This window comes from Desulfitobacterium sp., from assembly GCF_034927245.1.
Lineage (GTDB): Bacteria > Bacillota > Desulfitobacteriia > Desulfitobacteriales > Desulfitobacteriaceae > Desulfitobacterium_A.
The window spans coordinates 29297-44156 of the sequence record NZ_JAYFQK010000007.1 but is presented as its reverse complement, the minus strand read 5'-3'; the positions used below and the strand labels follow the sequence as shown (position 1 = coordinate 44156).

General features: G+C 46.4%; 13 protein-coding genes. 10 read left to right on the top strand and 3 right to left on the bottom strand.

Going from position 1 to position 14860, the window contains the following annotated elements:
* The first annotated feature begins 128 nt into the window (after nucleotides 1–128).
* The 9 genes from VB077_RS01840 to nrfD all read left to right on the top strand — a co-directional run bounded on the left by VB077_RS01840 (nucleotide 129) and on the right by nrfD (nucleotide 11798).
* Nucleotides 129–1781 carry a PucR family transcriptional regulator gene (locus VB077_RS01840; protein WP_323413505.1) on the top strand — a complete coding sequence of 551 codons (1653 nt, stop codon included), beginning with the start codon at nucleotides 129–131 and terminating at the stop codon, nucleotides 1779–1781.
* 52 nt (nucleotides 1782–1833) lie between these two features.
* Nucleotides 1834–2847: an ABC transporter substrate-binding protein gene (locus VB077_RS01835; protein ID WP_323413504.1), complete on the top strand. Its 1014-nt coding sequence runs from the start codon at nucleotides 1834–1836 to the stop codon at nucleotides 2845–2847.
* 31 nt (nucleotides 2848–2878) lie between these two features.
* Nucleotides 2879–4702, top strand: a complete 1824-nt coding sequence (locus VB077_RS01830; RefSeq protein ID WP_323413503.1) for an ATP-binding protein — start codon at nucleotides 2879–2881, stop codon at nucleotides 4700–4702.
* Nucleotides 4698–6158, top strand: a complete 1461-nt coding sequence (locus VB077_RS01825) for a sigma-54 dependent transcriptional regulator (RefSeq protein WP_323413541.1) — start codon at nucleotides 4698–4700, stop codon at nucleotides 6156–6158. The genes VB077_RS01830 and VB077_RS01825 overlap by 5 nt, the downstream gene beginning before the upstream one ends.
* Nucleotides 6159–6332: 174 nt before the next feature.
* Nucleotides 6333–7091, top strand: coding sequence for a hypothetical protein (locus VB077_RS01820; RefSeq protein WP_323413502.1), 759 nt, complete (start codon nucleotides 6333–6335; stop codon nucleotides 7089–7091).
* A gap of 60 nt (nucleotides 7092–7151) precedes the next feature.
* Nucleotides 7152–9428: a molybdopterin-dependent oxidoreductase gene (locus VB077_RS01815; protein ID WP_323413501.1), complete on the top strand. Its 2277-nt coding sequence runs from the start codon at nucleotides 7152–7154 to the stop codon at nucleotides 9426–9428.
* 11 nt (nucleotides 9429–9439) lie between these two features.
* The gene (locus tag VB077_RS01810; protein WP_323413500.1) at nucleotides 9440–10138 is read left to right on the top strand and encodes a molecular chaperone TorD family protein; all 699 of its coding nucleotides are present in this window, start codon (nucleotides 9440–9442) and stop codon (nucleotides 10136–10138) included.
* Between the two features lie 16 nt (nucleotides 10139–10154).
* Nucleotides 10155–10757, top strand: a complete 603-nt coding sequence (locus VB077_RS01805; RefSeq protein WP_323413499.1) for a 4Fe-4S dicluster domain-containing protein — start codon at nucleotides 10155–10157, stop codon at nucleotides 10755–10757.
* A gap of 6 nt (nucleotides 10758–10763) precedes the next feature.
* Nucleotides 10764–11798 (top strand): NrfD/PsrC family molybdoenzyme membrane anchor subunit, encoded by a 1035-nt coding sequence (gene nrfD, locus VB077_RS01800; protein WP_323413498.1) that lies wholly within the window; start codon nucleotides 10764–10766, stop codon nucleotides 11796–11798.
* Nucleotides 11799–12006: 208 nt separating this feature from the next.
* On the opposite strand, the gene VB077_RS01795 is transcribed toward nrfD, so the two are convergent.
* Entirely contained in the window at nucleotides 12007–12381 is a 375-nt protein-coding gene (locus VB077_RS01795) for a helix-turn-helix transcriptional regulator (protein ID WP_323413497.1), read from the bottom strand.
* A gap of 190 nt (nucleotides 12382–12571) precedes the next feature.
* On the opposite strand from VB077_RS01795, the gene VB077_RS01790 reads away from it, so the two are divergent.
* Nucleotides 12572–12796: a helix-turn-helix transcriptional regulator gene (locus VB077_RS01790; RefSeq protein WP_323413496.1), complete on the top strand. Its 225-nt coding sequence runs from the start codon at nucleotides 12572–12574 to the stop codon at nucleotides 12794–12796.
* Nucleotides 12797–12936: 140 nt separating this feature from the next.
* On the opposite strand, the gene VB077_RS01785 is transcribed toward VB077_RS01790, so the two are convergent.
* On the bottom strand, nucleotides 12937–13959 hold the full coding sequence (locus VB077_RS01785) for a 4Fe-4S binding protein (RefSeq protein WP_323413540.1): 1023 nt from the start codon (nucleotides 13957–13959) through the stop codon (nucleotides 12937–12939).
* Between the two features lie 75 nt (nucleotides 13960–14034).
* Complete coding sequence (locus VB077_RS01780; protein ID WP_323413495.1) at nucleotides 14035–14859, bottom strand: hypothetical protein; 825 nt, start codon at nucleotides 14857–14859, stop codon at nucleotides 14035–14037.
* Between the last annotated feature and the right edge of the window lies 1 nt (nucleotide 14860).

Sequence of the window (14860 nt, the reverse complement as noted above, 5' to 3'; positions counted from 1 at the left end):
TCACACATAATCGCGGGGACTGTTGTTGCAACAGCCCCCTTGTCCCGTTTTCCGGCATGGCTTGCAAATATGAAGGGAATAAAAAAAGAAGCAGCGAATAGTACATAGATAGACAAGGAGGGGTAACAGTGGAAGTAACAGTTAAACGTTTAATCGAAGAAGGACCTCTCAAATCCTCGAATGTCGTTGCCGGCAGCGACCATCTGGAAAATGTCGTCCAAGGTGTTACCATTATTGAGGCTCCGGATATTGGAGATTGGTTATCCGGCGGAGAATTGCTCCTGACGAGTCTTTATTCTACGCTTGGGGGAAATGTAGATTATCGCGATTTTGTCAAAAAGCTGAGGGCCAAAGGCATTTGTGCGCTCGCGATTAAAGTCCGGCGTTTTGTCGATCGCATTCCTTCAGAGATTTTGGAGACAGCGGATGAGGTCGGCTTGCCGATCATTGAATTAGACGGAAATGTTCGTTTTATCGATATCATGTACCCGGTCATGCAGCTGTTATTTAATCAGCAGGTTTTTGAGCTTAAGTACTATAAAGATATACAGGAAAAATTTACATCATTAGCGCTTCAATGTGAAGGGCTTGATAAGATTACCGCAACTCTGGCGGAATTGATCGGAAATCCGGTTGCTGTTTTTGACAGTAATCAGAAATGTCTGCAGACGACAGAACAAAAATTAAACCGCTTCACGGAAATCTCATCCCTTTCCGAACGTGAATTACTCAGTGAGAAATTCAGTTATTATCGTCAAAGGGTCATGTTTCCCGAGCTGAGGGAAGAATCCATCCCGCAAATCGTCGTGCCGATTCGGGCGCTGTCCCAGATTAGGGCTTATTTAACAGTTACAGAGATCAATCAATCTTTGCAGGTTATGGATTTAATCTGTTTGGAACAGGCGGCAACAGTGGTTACCTTAGAGATGGTGAAGCGTTTTGCGGTTAAAGAGGTGGAACAAAAGTTTAGCAATGATATAATTGATCATCTCATCAGCGGCGAGGGGGAGGTCCAAAATATACGGGAGCGGGCAAATCTGCTGGGATGGGATATCAATCATCCTTTTGTGGTTGTCCTATTTAACCTTAAACATATTGATGATTATCTTGCGGAAAAGAAAATTAAGCGGGATCAGTTTGCTTTACAGGGGATCAAGGCTGAGATACAGACTTTAATTACCAATGTGCTTAAAATGCACACGCGGGATTTTATTCTCGGGCATAAAGGTGATTCAATTATTGTTTTATGGCCGGCTAAGGAAAAAAGCGAGAAAACGATCCGGGACATCAAGAAGGCGGGTTTGGAAATTCAAAATCAGACGAGGAAAAAGCTGAAAAAAATCTCGATGAGCATCGGAATCGGTGATGTGGCGGCAGATATCAAGGAGATTCCGCGCAGCTATAAAGAAGCCCAGGATGCCCATCTTTTCGGCGAGATGCTCCAGGGCGAAAACATGATCTATAGTTTTCAAGAACTCGGTGTTTTTCGCATGCTTTGCAAGTATAGCGAATACGGTGATATCGCGGAGTTTGTACCGCGGCCCCTGAAAAAACTTCTGGAATATGATCGGCAAAATCAAGGGGAGCTTCTCAAAAGCTTGGAAGTATTTTTGGATTGCAACGGAAACGCGAGCAAAGCGGCTAAAGAACTTTTTATTCATTATAAAACTTTGCTTTACAGAATTGAACGAATCAAAGAGATTACCGAACTTGATTTGGAAGATAATAAGAACCGGCTTGAATTAGAGCTAGGCTTAAAGATAATGCATCTCTTGAAGTAGTGGTGTATAATTGAATTGTAATATTTGGCAGGATTGAAAGGGTGATAGGGGAATGAAGGCATTATCGCGCAAACACAGCATTCTTACGGTCGTGATTGTGGCTTCAATAACTATGGCCTTCTTTTTTTCAATTCATGCATTCCCGCAGGCCAAAGCCGAAGAGCCAAAGAAGACGGTCGGCATTTTGATCTCCTCCGACTTCCGTCTGCCTAAAATCGTGGGCTTAAAAGACACCATGAAAAAGTATGGCTATATTGAAGGGGAAACGATCACTTACAGCCTTAAAAATGCAGATCGGGACAGGGAGCAGCTGCCGATTCTTGCTCAGGAGCTCGTGGATGAACAACCTGATGTGATCTTTGTGGCAGGGGAAGCGGAAGCTTTAGCAGCCCAAAAAGCGGCGGAGGAAACTCAGATCCCGATCATTTTCGTTGGCGTTGATTCGGCGAAGAAGCTGGGTTTAGTCGAAAGCAATGCTTCACCCGAGAAAAATATTACAGGTGTAGAAAATTACTATCTCCTGTTATCCGGTAAGCGGCTTGAATATTTTCAGCGGCTTCTCCCCGATGTGAAAAGGATTGCCGTTATCTTTGATCCGCGTGTTACCCCGACTCAATCGACTTTAGTTTTTCTGGATGATGTAGCCCAAAATCTGAACCTCACCCTCCAGTCCTTCCCTGTCTGCAGCTTGGAAGATGTTCTTAATGCGCTCGATGGGATTGATCGTCAAGATTTCGATGGGGTCATGTTTTTATGCTGTGATTTATTGGAATCCATAACGGATGAAGTAAGTCCGATTGCGATCGAGAAGCAAATCCCAATTATGGGTGTAAGCGAGGAACAAACCCAAAATGGCTTGCTGGCTTCCTATGGCATGCCCTATTATGAGCAAGGAGAACAAGCCGCTCGTATGATTGCCAAGGTACTCAATGGCGAAAATCCCTCCCTGATTCCCGTCGAGCCGCCGGAAAAGGTCGAGTTTATTGTCAATTTGGAAACCGCAGAAAAGTTGGGACTTACACTTGATTCTGCAGGGCTGACCTGTGTTACTAAGTTCATCCGATGACTAATCCAAAGATTTAAGGAGTAAGAGCTGCATGAAATTTGTTAAGACAATTCAGTTTCGTCTTCTCCTTTTTGCATCACTCATCTCGCTTGTTCCCTTGCTTGTTCTCGGCGGCTATAATTTGAAGGCCGCACGGGCTAACTTAGAGTCTTCGGTATGGAACCACCAGGCTTACGTTACCCAGGGAATTGCCGCAGATATCAGCTCTATGCTTGAAGAAGCAAAACAGACCTTTTTGATCCTGGCGAGGGCGGAAGGTTTAAATTTTGCCGATAAACCGTTGAAAGAACGCGAACGAATCCTCTATGCCTGTCTCACGAGTTTACCGTATGTTGATGAAATCACGGCGATCGATAAAGATGGGCTTGAACTTGCTCAGGTTTCGCGTTTTCGGCTTGATACGGGGAATTTTTTTAAGCCAGAGAACTCAGAGGATATTATTAAAGAGCTGGAGCCGCTGAAGCCTTATATCAGTGAAGTATATATGGATGAAGATGAACAACCCGCATTTATATTGGCTGTTCCTTTTTTGAGTTCGGAAAATCGTTTTACCGGCGGTATCACCGCTAAAATTAGTTTGCGCAGTATCGTGCAGCAGATTTCGCTCGTTTCGGGGGGAAAAGAATCGATCTTTTTAGTTGATGAAGAAGGTCGTTTAATCGGACATAATGATTACAGCCAAGTCTTGAGGCAGCCGGATATCAGCAAAAGCCTGCCTTCGGTTGAGGTAACATCAGAAAGCAGCGGGGAGAAAAATCCGCTCGTTCGCAATTATCAATCCTATACGGGGGAGCAGGTTGTCGGTTCTTACCTGCCGATCGAAGGAACTAAATGGGCAGTGATTCTTGAGGAGCCGGAAGCTTATGCTTATGCTTCGTTTACAAAGCTAAAGGAAACGTTCATCATAAGCACATTGGGCCTGGTTTTGTTGGTCTTACTCATCAGTATCAGCTATAGTCTCAGCTTCGGACGACGTTTGGACAGCTTACGGCAAGGGGTTCTCAAAATTCATGAAGGAGAATGGGGTTATACCATTCCGGTTAAGAAAGAGGATGAAATCGGAGAGGTTCTGCATGCTTTCAATGAACTCAGTGTTGAACTTGAGAAGAAGAAACTGGTGGAAGCAGCGATGATGCGGGCCGATCAGATGGTTACCGTCGGTCAGCTTGCCGCAGGTGTGGCTCATGAGATCAATAATCCGCTGGCCGCGATTTATTTATCGGTAGAAGAGGTGCTTGAGCGGTTAGCGGAGGGAGATGCGAATCCTAAGGAGCGTCAAGCGATGCAGCGTTACCTTAAAACGATCGCCGAACAAGCGGAGCGCTGCTCAGGGATTACGAGCCAGCTCCTTGATTTTGCTCACCAAAGTCGACAAGAAGATGTTCAGGAATCGCTTTATAATTTGAATGATTTGATTGAGAAGAACTTAGGCTTGCTTCACTATCGTTTTCGTAAGCAGCAAATCGCATTGGAAGAGAATCTTGAGGCGAATTTACCCCCTCTTTTAGGAGATAAAAGCGCAATCCAGCAAGTCATTTTTAATCTGATCTGTAATGCGCTGGATGCCATGCCTGAAGGGGGAAGCCTTAAAATCGGGACATCATGCGAGGGTGAATGGGTTTCACTGAGAATCGAGGATGATGGCATCGGTATTCCCGAAGAACACCTTACCCGGATTTTCGAACCCTTTTTTACAACTAAACCGCCGGGTAAGGGAACAGGGTTAGGGTTATCTGTTTGTTATGGACTCGTTCAAAAGGCACAAGGTCAAATTAAAATCGAAAGTACGCTTGAGGTAGGAACGATTGTTACGGTCCGGCTGCCGCGAAGAGGGGAGTACTATGGAAAGAATTGATCTGCTTATTGTTGATGATGAAGTCAGCTATGCTCAGTTATTGAGTGAGCGGCTCGAACGCAAGGGATTTGATGTGACTCTTGTCCATACGATAGAGGATGCTTTGGCAAAGCTCCAAAACCATACCTTCGAAATTGCTTTGCTTGATCAGCGGTTGCCGGATGGGGATGGCTTGAAGCTATTGCACACGGCAAAGGCTGCCGATCCAAATCTTGAGGCTGTCATTCTTACCGGATATGGAACGATCGAAAGTGCGAAAGAGGCTTTAAAGGACGGAGCCTACGATTATCTTACGAAACCGTGCAATGCCGCAAAATTAGAGTTTACCCTATATAAGGCTTGGGAAAAGCGTCGTTTAGCGGAACAGGCTGCTGTTTTATCAGAGGCCTTGCGCAGGCAGTCGGGGGCAGGTCCGATTATCGGGACCAGTCGGGCGATTAAGGAAGTCATCGAAATGGTGCACCGCGTCCTAGACAGTAAGGCTACGGTGATGATTTGCGGGGAAAGCGGCACAGGTAAAGAGCTTGTAGCCAGGGCTCTTCATTTTTGGGGTGAAAATAGGGATTGCCCCTTTCAGGCTTTGAATTCTGCGGCCATACCTGCACAATTGTTAGAGAGTGAACTTTTTGGCTATGAAAAGGGAGCATTTACGGGTGCAAATTCTGCGAAAAAAGGACTTGTTGAGGTTGCCGATGGGGGGACCTTATTTTTAGATGAGATTGGCGATATGGATCTTTCCGTTCAAGCGAAGCTTTTGCGCTTTTTAGAAAATGGGGAGTTTATCCGCGTGGGTTCGACCCGAACACGCCGTGTCAATGTTCGTGTGGTTGTGGCTACCAATCGCAACCTTAAGGAAGAAGTCGCCGAGGGACGGTTCCGCGAAGATCTCTATTATCGCTTAAATGTAGTGATGATCGATATTCCGCCTTTAAGAGAGCGCAAAGAGGATATCCCGCTTTTGGCAGAGTACTTTTTAAAGAATAAAGGAGGATCTCGGGTCAAAAAGGAACTGAGCAAGGAATCAATCTCAGCTCTCCAAGACTATGATTTTCCGGGTAATGTTCGTGAATTGAGCAATATCATTGAACGCGGCTATCTGTTAGCAAAAGGGTACTGGATCGAACCGGAACATTTATTTTATCCCCGTATTAAAGGGTTAAACAGGGAAGAATTAAATAGGGAAGGGTTAAACAGGGAAGGTCCAAGTAAGAGTGAAAAAGGTTTAGCTGAAATGCCCGACCATGCGGCGGAGGAAGCTGCACCGGAAACAGCCCTGTCCCTTCCGGAAGATGATTTACAACTTGGTTTACAAGGTGATTTAAGTCTCCAAACCTTAGAAAAACATCATATTCAAAAAGTCCTAAAGCGAGTCGGAGGAAATAAAACACAAGCTGCCAAGCTATTGGGTATTGGTCTGCGGACCCTTTACCGAAAAATAGAGGAGTACGGTCTATAGCATGCCGTTTTGGCAAAAGGATGTTGTTTTGACAAGGTTTGTCAAAATGGCATCCTTTTTGATTACCCCAAAACAGCCTAAGGTGGGGATTTAACATTGGCATAGTATTTGCAATCACTTTCACAATGGAATCTATTTTATATTTACGCAAATCTTTATGGAGGTGACGATTCTATGAAACGCCGTGAGTTTTTAAAGATCTCTGCGTTAGTAGGGGGAACGGCAGTAACCGGCTTAGGAATCAACAAACTAAGTGTAAGTGCTGCTGAGGAACCCCCGCAGTTTGCGCCTGCGGCAGGATCGGGGACAGAAGTCGAAGCAATAATCGATCCGCAGACAGGTCAAGTTGAGGTAAATCCGAATATCGTAATGCGCCACAGTGCCTGCCTTGGGTGCTACAGTTCCTGCGGAAACCGGGTCAAGATTGATAAGCGCACCGGTAAAATCATCAGAGTCAGCGGAAACCCTTATCATCCTCAATGTGCCATAGCCTTACCGTATGAAGCACCGCTGACGGACGGTTATCTGGCTTTTAGCACGTATAAGGATCGTGGACATGCGGCACGGGCAACCTTGTGCGCCCGTGGCAATGCGACCCTGGATGCCCATCATGATCCGCTGCGCATTCTCGTCCCGTTAAAACGGGTGGGTAAAAGGGGCGAAGGAAAGTGGAAACCGATCACCTGGGAAGAGGCGGTTAAAGAGACTGCCGAGGGTGGCGAACTCTTTGGAGATCTTGGGGAAAAAGCGGTGGAAGGCTTCCGTCAAGTCCATGATGTAAAAACCCCGCTTGATCCTTCTCAACCGGAACTCGGACCGAAGTCCAACCAACTTGTAATGATCGGCGGACGGGGAGATGGAAGAACCGCTTTTGGAAACCGTTTCTCCGGCGTCTTCGGTACAATCAACAACTTTAGCCACGGCTATTCATGAGGGGGCTCCAAGACGCCTGCGTCGCAGGCGATAGCCGGGGGCAATATCCTCAAACCGGATGTGGAAAATGCCGAATTTATCCTTTATATTGGAGCTTATCCCGGTCACAGCGGCAAACCCATGCAAACGATCGGGCGTCAGGTTGCACTGCGGGCGGCCGCAGGAAAATTAAAGTTTGTCGTGGTCGATCCCGTTATGGCGGGAGGGGCCATTACCCCAATTGGGAATTCCGGAAAATGGATTCCTATCAAACCGACGACAGATAGTGCTTTTGCCATGGGTATGATTCATTGGATGGTTGATAATAACCGCATTAATACGGATTACCTGAGTTCGCCTAATTTCGCGGCAGCGAAGAGCAAGGGCTTTAACAGCTGGACGAATGCCGCCCATCTCGTGATTATGGACCCGGAACATCCCAATTATCGCAAAGTCTTGCGCGCCGAGGATTTGGGATTGCCGGTTCCCTCCGCTCCGGAACCGGATCCGAAAGCGGCAGCGCCGACGCCCCCGCCGGATTATTTTGTGGTGATGGACAAAGCAACAGGTAAACCGATGATTTACGACCAATCAAACGAAGGCGATTTAATCTTCAAAGGGGAAGTAACGGATGCCGGCGGCAAAGTGATTAAAGTCCAGACCGCCTTTATGATTTTAAAGGACAGTGTATTCCAAAAGGATTTGGCAGATTACTCCAAGATTTGCGGTGTTCCTGAGGAGACGATCATTGAGATTGCCCGAGAGTTTACCTCTCACGGGACGAAAGCCGCTGTTGACGGGATGGGCAATACGGCTGCCTCGACGGGATTTGATGCCTCGATGGCGCAGTATGTTCTGTCAGCCCTGATCGGATCAATGAATAAAAGAGGCGGAAATATAACGCGCCGCAATAGCTATAAGAGCATTGCCGCCGGACCGCGCTATGATCTCGCCGGTATCCCTGATAAACCTAAGGCTGCGGGTTTGAGCATCAGCCGTGCCGGTGTTCCCTATGAGAAGACGACAGAGTTCAAAAATCACAAAGCCAAAGGGGAAAATCCTTATCCTTCAAAGCTGCCTTGGCATCCTGTGGGGGGCGGTTCAGATAATCAGACGGTGTTCTCGGTTGTCAATGGCTACCCTTATCAGGCTAAGATTCTCATGTTCTGGATGTCGAACCCGTTGATCACGACACCGGCGGCAGCGCATCAAGAGGTTCTTGAGGCACTGAAGAACGTTGAACGCGTCCCGCTCATTATCGGCATCGACGCCTTTATGGGTGAGTCGACAGCCGTTGCGGATTATATTATTCCGGATACGACACCTTATGAAAGCTGGGCACTTGCCAACAGTGAAGGAAACTGCTCAGGCAAAGTTTTGACCTTGCGTTGGCCTGTCGTTGAACCGATGACAGCTAAAATTTCGGAAAATCGTTATGCCTGCTTTGAGAACTTCTGTATTGATATCGCTAAATCCTTGGGATTACCGGGTTTCGGTGATAACGCGATTAAAGGGGCCGATCAGAAGCTTTATCCGCTGAATAACCCAGAGGACTTATTCCTGCGGGGTGCCGCGAATGCCGCCTATGACGGCAAGCCGGTGCCGGATATTTCGGCGAGTGAAATGAAGCTGCAGGATCTCGAAACAGCAACAGCGGCTTGGAAAAAGGCGCTCAATGCCGAAGAATATCCGAAAACGCTCTATCTTATGGCCCGCGGCGGCCGGTTTGAGGATGCAGAGGGCTTCGAAGGTGACAACTCCAAGTATCCCTATAAAGGTTGTACCAATATCTATGTCGAAAAAATGGCAACCGCGAAGAATTCTATTACCGGGAAAAATTTCTCGGGAACGTTGGTTTATAATGAGGAAGGTTTTGCGGACGGTACTCTGCTTAAGGATAAGTATCCGGTAAATGAATGGCCGTTTAAAGGGGTTTCTTATAAAGCAAAATTCCGCAGTGTTTCCATGCTGGCCAATACGCTGCTCCGTGATTTGAATAAAACGAATGCGATTGAGATTAACCCGCTTGATGCGGCAGAGCTTAACCTAAAGAACGGCGATAAGGTTAAACTGATTGCGGCTACGGGCGGCGAGGCTGCCGGAACACTCCTTGTTCGTCAGGGCGTTTCCCGCGGTACGGTCGCTGTGGCATTCGGCTATGGCCACTGGGAGTATGGTTCCAAAGCATACCAAGTGGATGGCAAGAAAAACGGCGGAGATTCAAGTATTGCTTCGGGTGTACTGCTCAGCGGCATAAGTCTTACAGATCCTACGGTTAAAGGAGTCTTTGGCTTCAGTGAAATGTCAACCGGAGGTCCCAGCCGTAATGGGGGCGCCTTCCGGATTGAAAAGGCTTAGGGGGTGAGGTAATGATCAACGAAAATTTGCGGCAGAATACGGTAACTCGTCTGAAGGTATATTCCTTTTTAGCCGAGATTTTTCTTCAGGAACCCTCTCCCACTCGTTGGCCCGAGCAACGTCAAGCCTTGGCTGAGCTTCTTAAGGAACAAGGGGAAAATCAAGGCCTGAGTGAGTCGCCGGGAAATATCATTCCTGAGGATTTGACCACGACTGTAGCAAAGCTCCGGCAGGAGTTCTACGATTGTTTCTTCGTCCCGATGTCGAAAAGTTATGTGCCGCCGTTTGAATCTGCCTTGCAAAACTTTGTCCCCGGAAAACGCAAACCTTTTGGGCCGCTGAATTCTTCCGAGGGAAATCATGTCGCCAAATGTTATGGGGCGGTTGGCTTTAATCCCTGGGAGCTTAATCTGTTTGCTCCCCTCCGGGAAATTCGCTTGCCTGATCATATTGGCTTTGAGCTGGCATTTATGGCGAGGCTCTGTTTTTCGGAGAATGAGGCCTGGAAATCCGGGCAATTAGAGAAGGTTCGGCAGTGGCAAAACCTTGAAAAGCAGTTCCTTAACGATCATTTACAGCAATTTCTGACTTATTTCGCTTTAGCGATGGAGGAGAAGGCGCCCGGCTTTTATGCGCGGGCAGCAAGGGCTGCTCAGCAGTGGGTGGTAAGTGATTATCAGGATTTGGCGGAAGGCGTTTTAATCGCTTAGAGGAGGTGGAAAAATTATGCCAGAAAAAAATTTGCACTATGGTATGGTTATAGATTTAAGGCGTTGTATTGGGTGCCACGCTTGTACGGTTACCTGTAAAATGGAGAATTCTATTCCGGAAGGGTTTTTCCGGTCCTGGGTTGTTGAAGCAGATAAGGGAACCTACCCCGATGTTACCAGGGTTAAGCTGCCCCGGCTGTGCAATCAGTGTGAGAGCGCCCCTTGTGAGCATGTTTGTCCCGTCAAGGCGACACATCGCGATGCGGGCGGAGTGGTTGTGATCAACGGAGAAAAATGTATCGGCTGCCGGTACTGCATCTCGGCTTGTCCTTACGATGCGCGCTTTCTTAATCCGAAAACCGGGACTGCCGAAAAATGCGATCTGTGTCTCAAACGGGTTCAAGCCGGTTTAATGCCCGCCTGTGTGAGCAGTTGTGTCGCTCACGCCCGTTTCTTTGGTGATCTGAATGATCCACAGAGCGAAGTCGCCAAATTGCTGAGTGAGAATTCCTGCCAAGTTCTCCGTCCTGAGTTAGGAACAAAACCAAGCGTTTATTATATCGGGTTGGATGAAGCGATCGCGGGAGCGGATTATGCCAACCTGTTCAAAAGGAGGTAAGGGGAGATGGATCTCACGTTTATCTATCAGGTAGAGCATCAAGCGGCATTTAGCAGCTTAATCGTCCTGTATTTCTTCCTTGCAGGGCTTAGTGCCGGGCTCTTCCTTCTTTCAAGCCTGAGTACGGTATTTGGACTCGAAAAGTTTAAAGCGATAGCCAAGCCTTCGGCAGCTATGGCTTTAGCAACACTGATCCCGGGGCTTTTGGCGCTGGTTATTGATCTGGGTCAGCCCCTGCGGGCTTTAACCTTATTTTTCCGTGTGAATCCTTTATCAGTCATGAGTTGGGGTTCATTTATCCTTCTCATTTATGGAGTGGTTGCTTTAGTTTACACCTATTTCTTATGGAAAGACAATTCCGCAAGGGTCAAATCGTGGGGGAAAGTCGGTGTTATTTTTGCCGCAGCCCTGGGTCTCTACACCGGTTTTCTGCTGGCGGCTGTTCCGGGACGTCCTTTATGGAACTCCGCGCTGCTGCCGGTTCTTTTCCTAATATCCGGTGCGGTTGCAGCCTTAAGCCTGATGAGTATGGCGCAAGGCTTTTTCCCCAATGCCGTGCTGCTTAGAGGTGACGGCGCGGAAGAAGCGATGCATAGCTTGAAGGTGGGGATTGTGACCCTGGAATTCCTGCTGCTTGTTTTCCATCTGTTGGCCGTTGTTTTCCCCAGTGAAGCAGGACGTGCCGTGGTGCAAAACTTATTGAGCGGAACAAAAAGCCTAAGCTTTCTCGGTGTGCAGGTGGGTATCGGCATGATTGTGCCTCTTCTCATCTTATGCTTTAGTAAACGCTCAGCCAGCGCTTTGGGCATCTCCGGTCTCTTAAGCTTAATCGGGGTTTATGCGCTGCGCTACAACTTCGTATTCGGCGGGGAAGAGCTTCCGCAAGCCGGCACTTTCCTTTACCGCTTTGAAGGTGGAAGTGCTTGGATTTCAACCGTGGTGCTCTTAGTCATTACCGCGATTCTGATCTATGTCATACCGCGCATATTCAATGCTTTCACAGGTATTAAAGTCAGCAGCAATTCTGGTAAAGCCGTCTAAATTAGAAAAACAAGGGATATGACCCTTGCTCAAAATTAAAACCCTTTAGCGATTTTTTCAAAGTCGCTAAAGGGTTTTTTCATACTAACAGGAGAGGTAGCATAATAGTTTCCATTATCGGTATTGGAATCCGCCTGGTCGAAAACTTCAGTCAGATTGAGGAAGAGAACTTGAGGAGAGACTAAGCATTTAGGAGCATAGTCAAATTCTAATTTTCGCGAACACGAACAATAAGGTCAATGAATTCGTTTAAAAGCTCAGGTGTTATCCCCGCTTTTTGGGCTTTCTGAAGGGTACTCATATAGGGTAAAGTGTCCTCGTTAATGACAAAGTGAGAAATAGAGTGAGCTTGATTATATGGTGCGGGAATGCCTTCGTCAGATTCTTCAGCCATAAAGTATGAAACAGGAACATCTAACGCTTTGGCTAATCGATAGATCGTGTCCATACTTGTGGATTGACGTTTACCGGTTTCCAGCTGACTTATAAGACTGCGAGCAATTCCTGAAAGTTCGGATAGTTGGCGAGCAGTGTAATTTCGTATTTTGCGCATTTCCTTTATCTTTTTTCCGAGTTGAAGCAATTAGACTACCCTCCCTAAGATTTGAACGGCTATTTCTAAAAAACCTTACACTAGTATTACCGGAAAGGGTGAAAACAGACATTGAACAGGCATTCTTTGTAATATACAGTATTCCTCTAATAATTTACAATGTTAAACAAACTATGGTATAATATTCACAAAATTAAACAAATAAAAGTGGAGGGAACAAGTGAATAGGAAGAATAATTTAAGGGATTGCCGATTAAAAAAGGGACTTACCTTAAAGCAACTTGCTCAGAGGACAGGTTATGAGTATAGTTATCTTGTTCGTTTAGAAAAGGGATTGTGTAAAGGAACTCCAAATACTTGGGTTAAGCTGGCAAGAGAATTGCAGATCCCTACGAATGATTTATTTAAAGAAAAAATAGCGGAGTATTATATAAGTGCAAAATAAATAAAAAAGAGCAAACATAAGAAGAGAGCTGATAAACCTAAAGGTAAATCAGCTCTCTTCTTATGTTTTATCCGATGACTAACCGCCACTAAGATTCCCATTTCTTAAGTACGAAAGTATCCAGTAGGTACTTTAAAAATTTACGGGTTAAATTGTTCCGTCTGAGTGACTAAAACCCTATACATCTCATCCGTAACCGCGGATTCCCAGTGTCCTGTGACTTTTGCCATCCCAATCAATAAAATCCAGATTGCGAGGATAGTTGCTCCGATTGTCAAGGAAGATGGGAAGCGATGAAGCTTTTTGGGCAATTCAAAATTCAAAGTTCCTTTTACCGGACAGGCCTCGACACAGTTATAACACCCCGTACACTCAGGTGAATAAACACGGAGGGCTTTATCGACCTTAAGCTGATGCGGGCAGGCTCGGCGGCATTTTCCGCAGCTGATGCAGGTGTCTTGTTGCCGGGTTATTTTCCAGGGACTTATTAGACTAAAAATCCCCAGAAGTGCTCCGTAAGGACAAAGATAACGACACCAAAAATGTTTAATGAGGATGGATAAAATCACTAAGCCGGCAATTACGCTCAGGCCCACCCAAGTGATGTTCTGAAAGAAGGTCAGCATTTTTACATCTGCAATCATGTTATAGGGCGTTTGCAGAAAGGAATAGGCTGCTCGCGGACTCATCCCCCAAAAGATAAAGATCATAAAAAAGGCTAAAAGGATATATTTAAGGGAGCGAAGCGGATAATCCAGCCATTCCGGGAGAATAAAGTTCTTCTTAAATATTTTTCGACCCAGCAGTGCCAAGCCTTCGGATAAGGTTCCGAGGGGACAAATCCAAGCACAAAACGCTCTTTTAAAGAGAAGCGAAATTAGAATAGCTCCTAAGAAAATCACAAGTCCTGCCGGATGGATGGTGTCAAAAGTTCCGAGTCCCAACCAGGCCCTTAAGGACACAAGGGCACTGATTGGCAGGAATGCTTCCACTCCCGGCGGACGGCTGACGGCAGGAGCTGTGCTGGGATTTGTCACGTAATTCACGAAAAAGATGAATTTAATTCCTAGATAGAGTGTGACAAGGGCAAACCCTATTTGGACTAGATTGCGGAAGGAAAGAGGAAAGCCTTTTTGCTTGGGTTTGCTCTCGGGTTGATTCATAGCCAAAAAACTACCCCCTTTGAAATAATTATTTCTTCAGTCTCTTCTTCAAAAAATAGCGCGTGCCGGTTTTTCCTAATTTGCTAAATTGCTTTTTTCCACAGGCTGCTTCCGAGCTGCTCCGAACTGTTCCGGCAAAAGACTGAGTCCTCCCAGCATTGCTACGTCACAGAAAAGTAACGGTCCTAAAAGGGGATTGCGATAGAGGAATCTTGCCCAAACAATGGTTTGAGTTCCGGCGAGATCTCCCAGGACATGAAAGACAAAGCCGAGCAAACCGATGAAAAGATTGAGTGCCATGATGCTTAGGAAAAATATGACCTCAGGTTTCGTTTTCTTAGAGTAGGCCAGCCAAAAACAAGCAATCATAGCCATCAATCCTGATATAAGAGGGAAAAGAGTATAGATTGGGCTAAAGGCCAAGCGTGCATGGTCGAGAAAGGCGGCAGTTACCGAGGCAAGAAAACCCAGGCCGACAAGAATTAGAAGTTGGGAATTCCGGCGGGAAATCTCCGATTTTGCCGCGGTCAATGTAAATAAGGCTATCCCTGCAAAGGCAATAGGTGCGGCAACCGGTGAACCTTCAACAATCAGCTCATAAATCGGTTGCGGCTTGGCTGTTGCATTGCCGGCAAGATGAAAGAATGTACCCAAGAGGCCGATGACTAGGCCGAAAACCATGCTGATTCGAAAGAAGTGATGAGCCCAGCGTTTATTCGGCAAAAACAATTTTAAGAGGATACCTAAAACAGCAAATGGCGTATAAATGAGCGGAATCATCTCGAGCCGAAAGAAGTTATTCTGTGAATGGGCAATCAGAACATCTACACCAATAAACGCGAAGTTAATGGCCATAAATGCAAGCAAAATAGGAGTTTTTTTGAATTGCGGCAGAATCAAT

Coding starts and splice junctions, on each gene's coding strand:
- VB077_RS01835 (WP_323413504.1), top strand. CDS start 1,834: ATGAAGGCATTATCGCGCAAACACAGCATTCTTACGGTCGTGATTGTG.
- VB077_RS01830 (WP_323413503.1), top strand. CDS start 2,879: ATGAAATTTGTTAAGACAATTCAGTTTCGTCTTCTCCTTTTTGCATCA.
- VB077_RS01820 (WP_323413502.1), top strand. CDS start 6,333: ATGAAACGCCGTGAGTTTTTAAAGATCTCTGCGTTAGTAGGGGGAACG.
- VB077_RS01810 (WP_323413500.1), top strand. CDS start 9,440: ATGATCAACGAAAATTTGCGGCAGAATACGGTAACTCGTCTGAAGGTA.
- VB077_RS01805 (WP_323413499.1), top strand. CDS start 10,155: ATGCCAGAAAAAAATTTGCACTATGGTATGGTTATAGATTTAAGGCGT.
- nrfD (WP_323413498.1), top strand. CDS start 10,764: ATGGATCTCACGTTTATCTATCAGGTAGAGCATCAAGCGGCATTTAGC.
- VB077_RS01785 (WP_323413540.1), bottom strand. CDS start 13,959: ATGAATCAACCCGAGAGCAAACCCAAGCAAAAAGGCTTTCCTCTTTCC.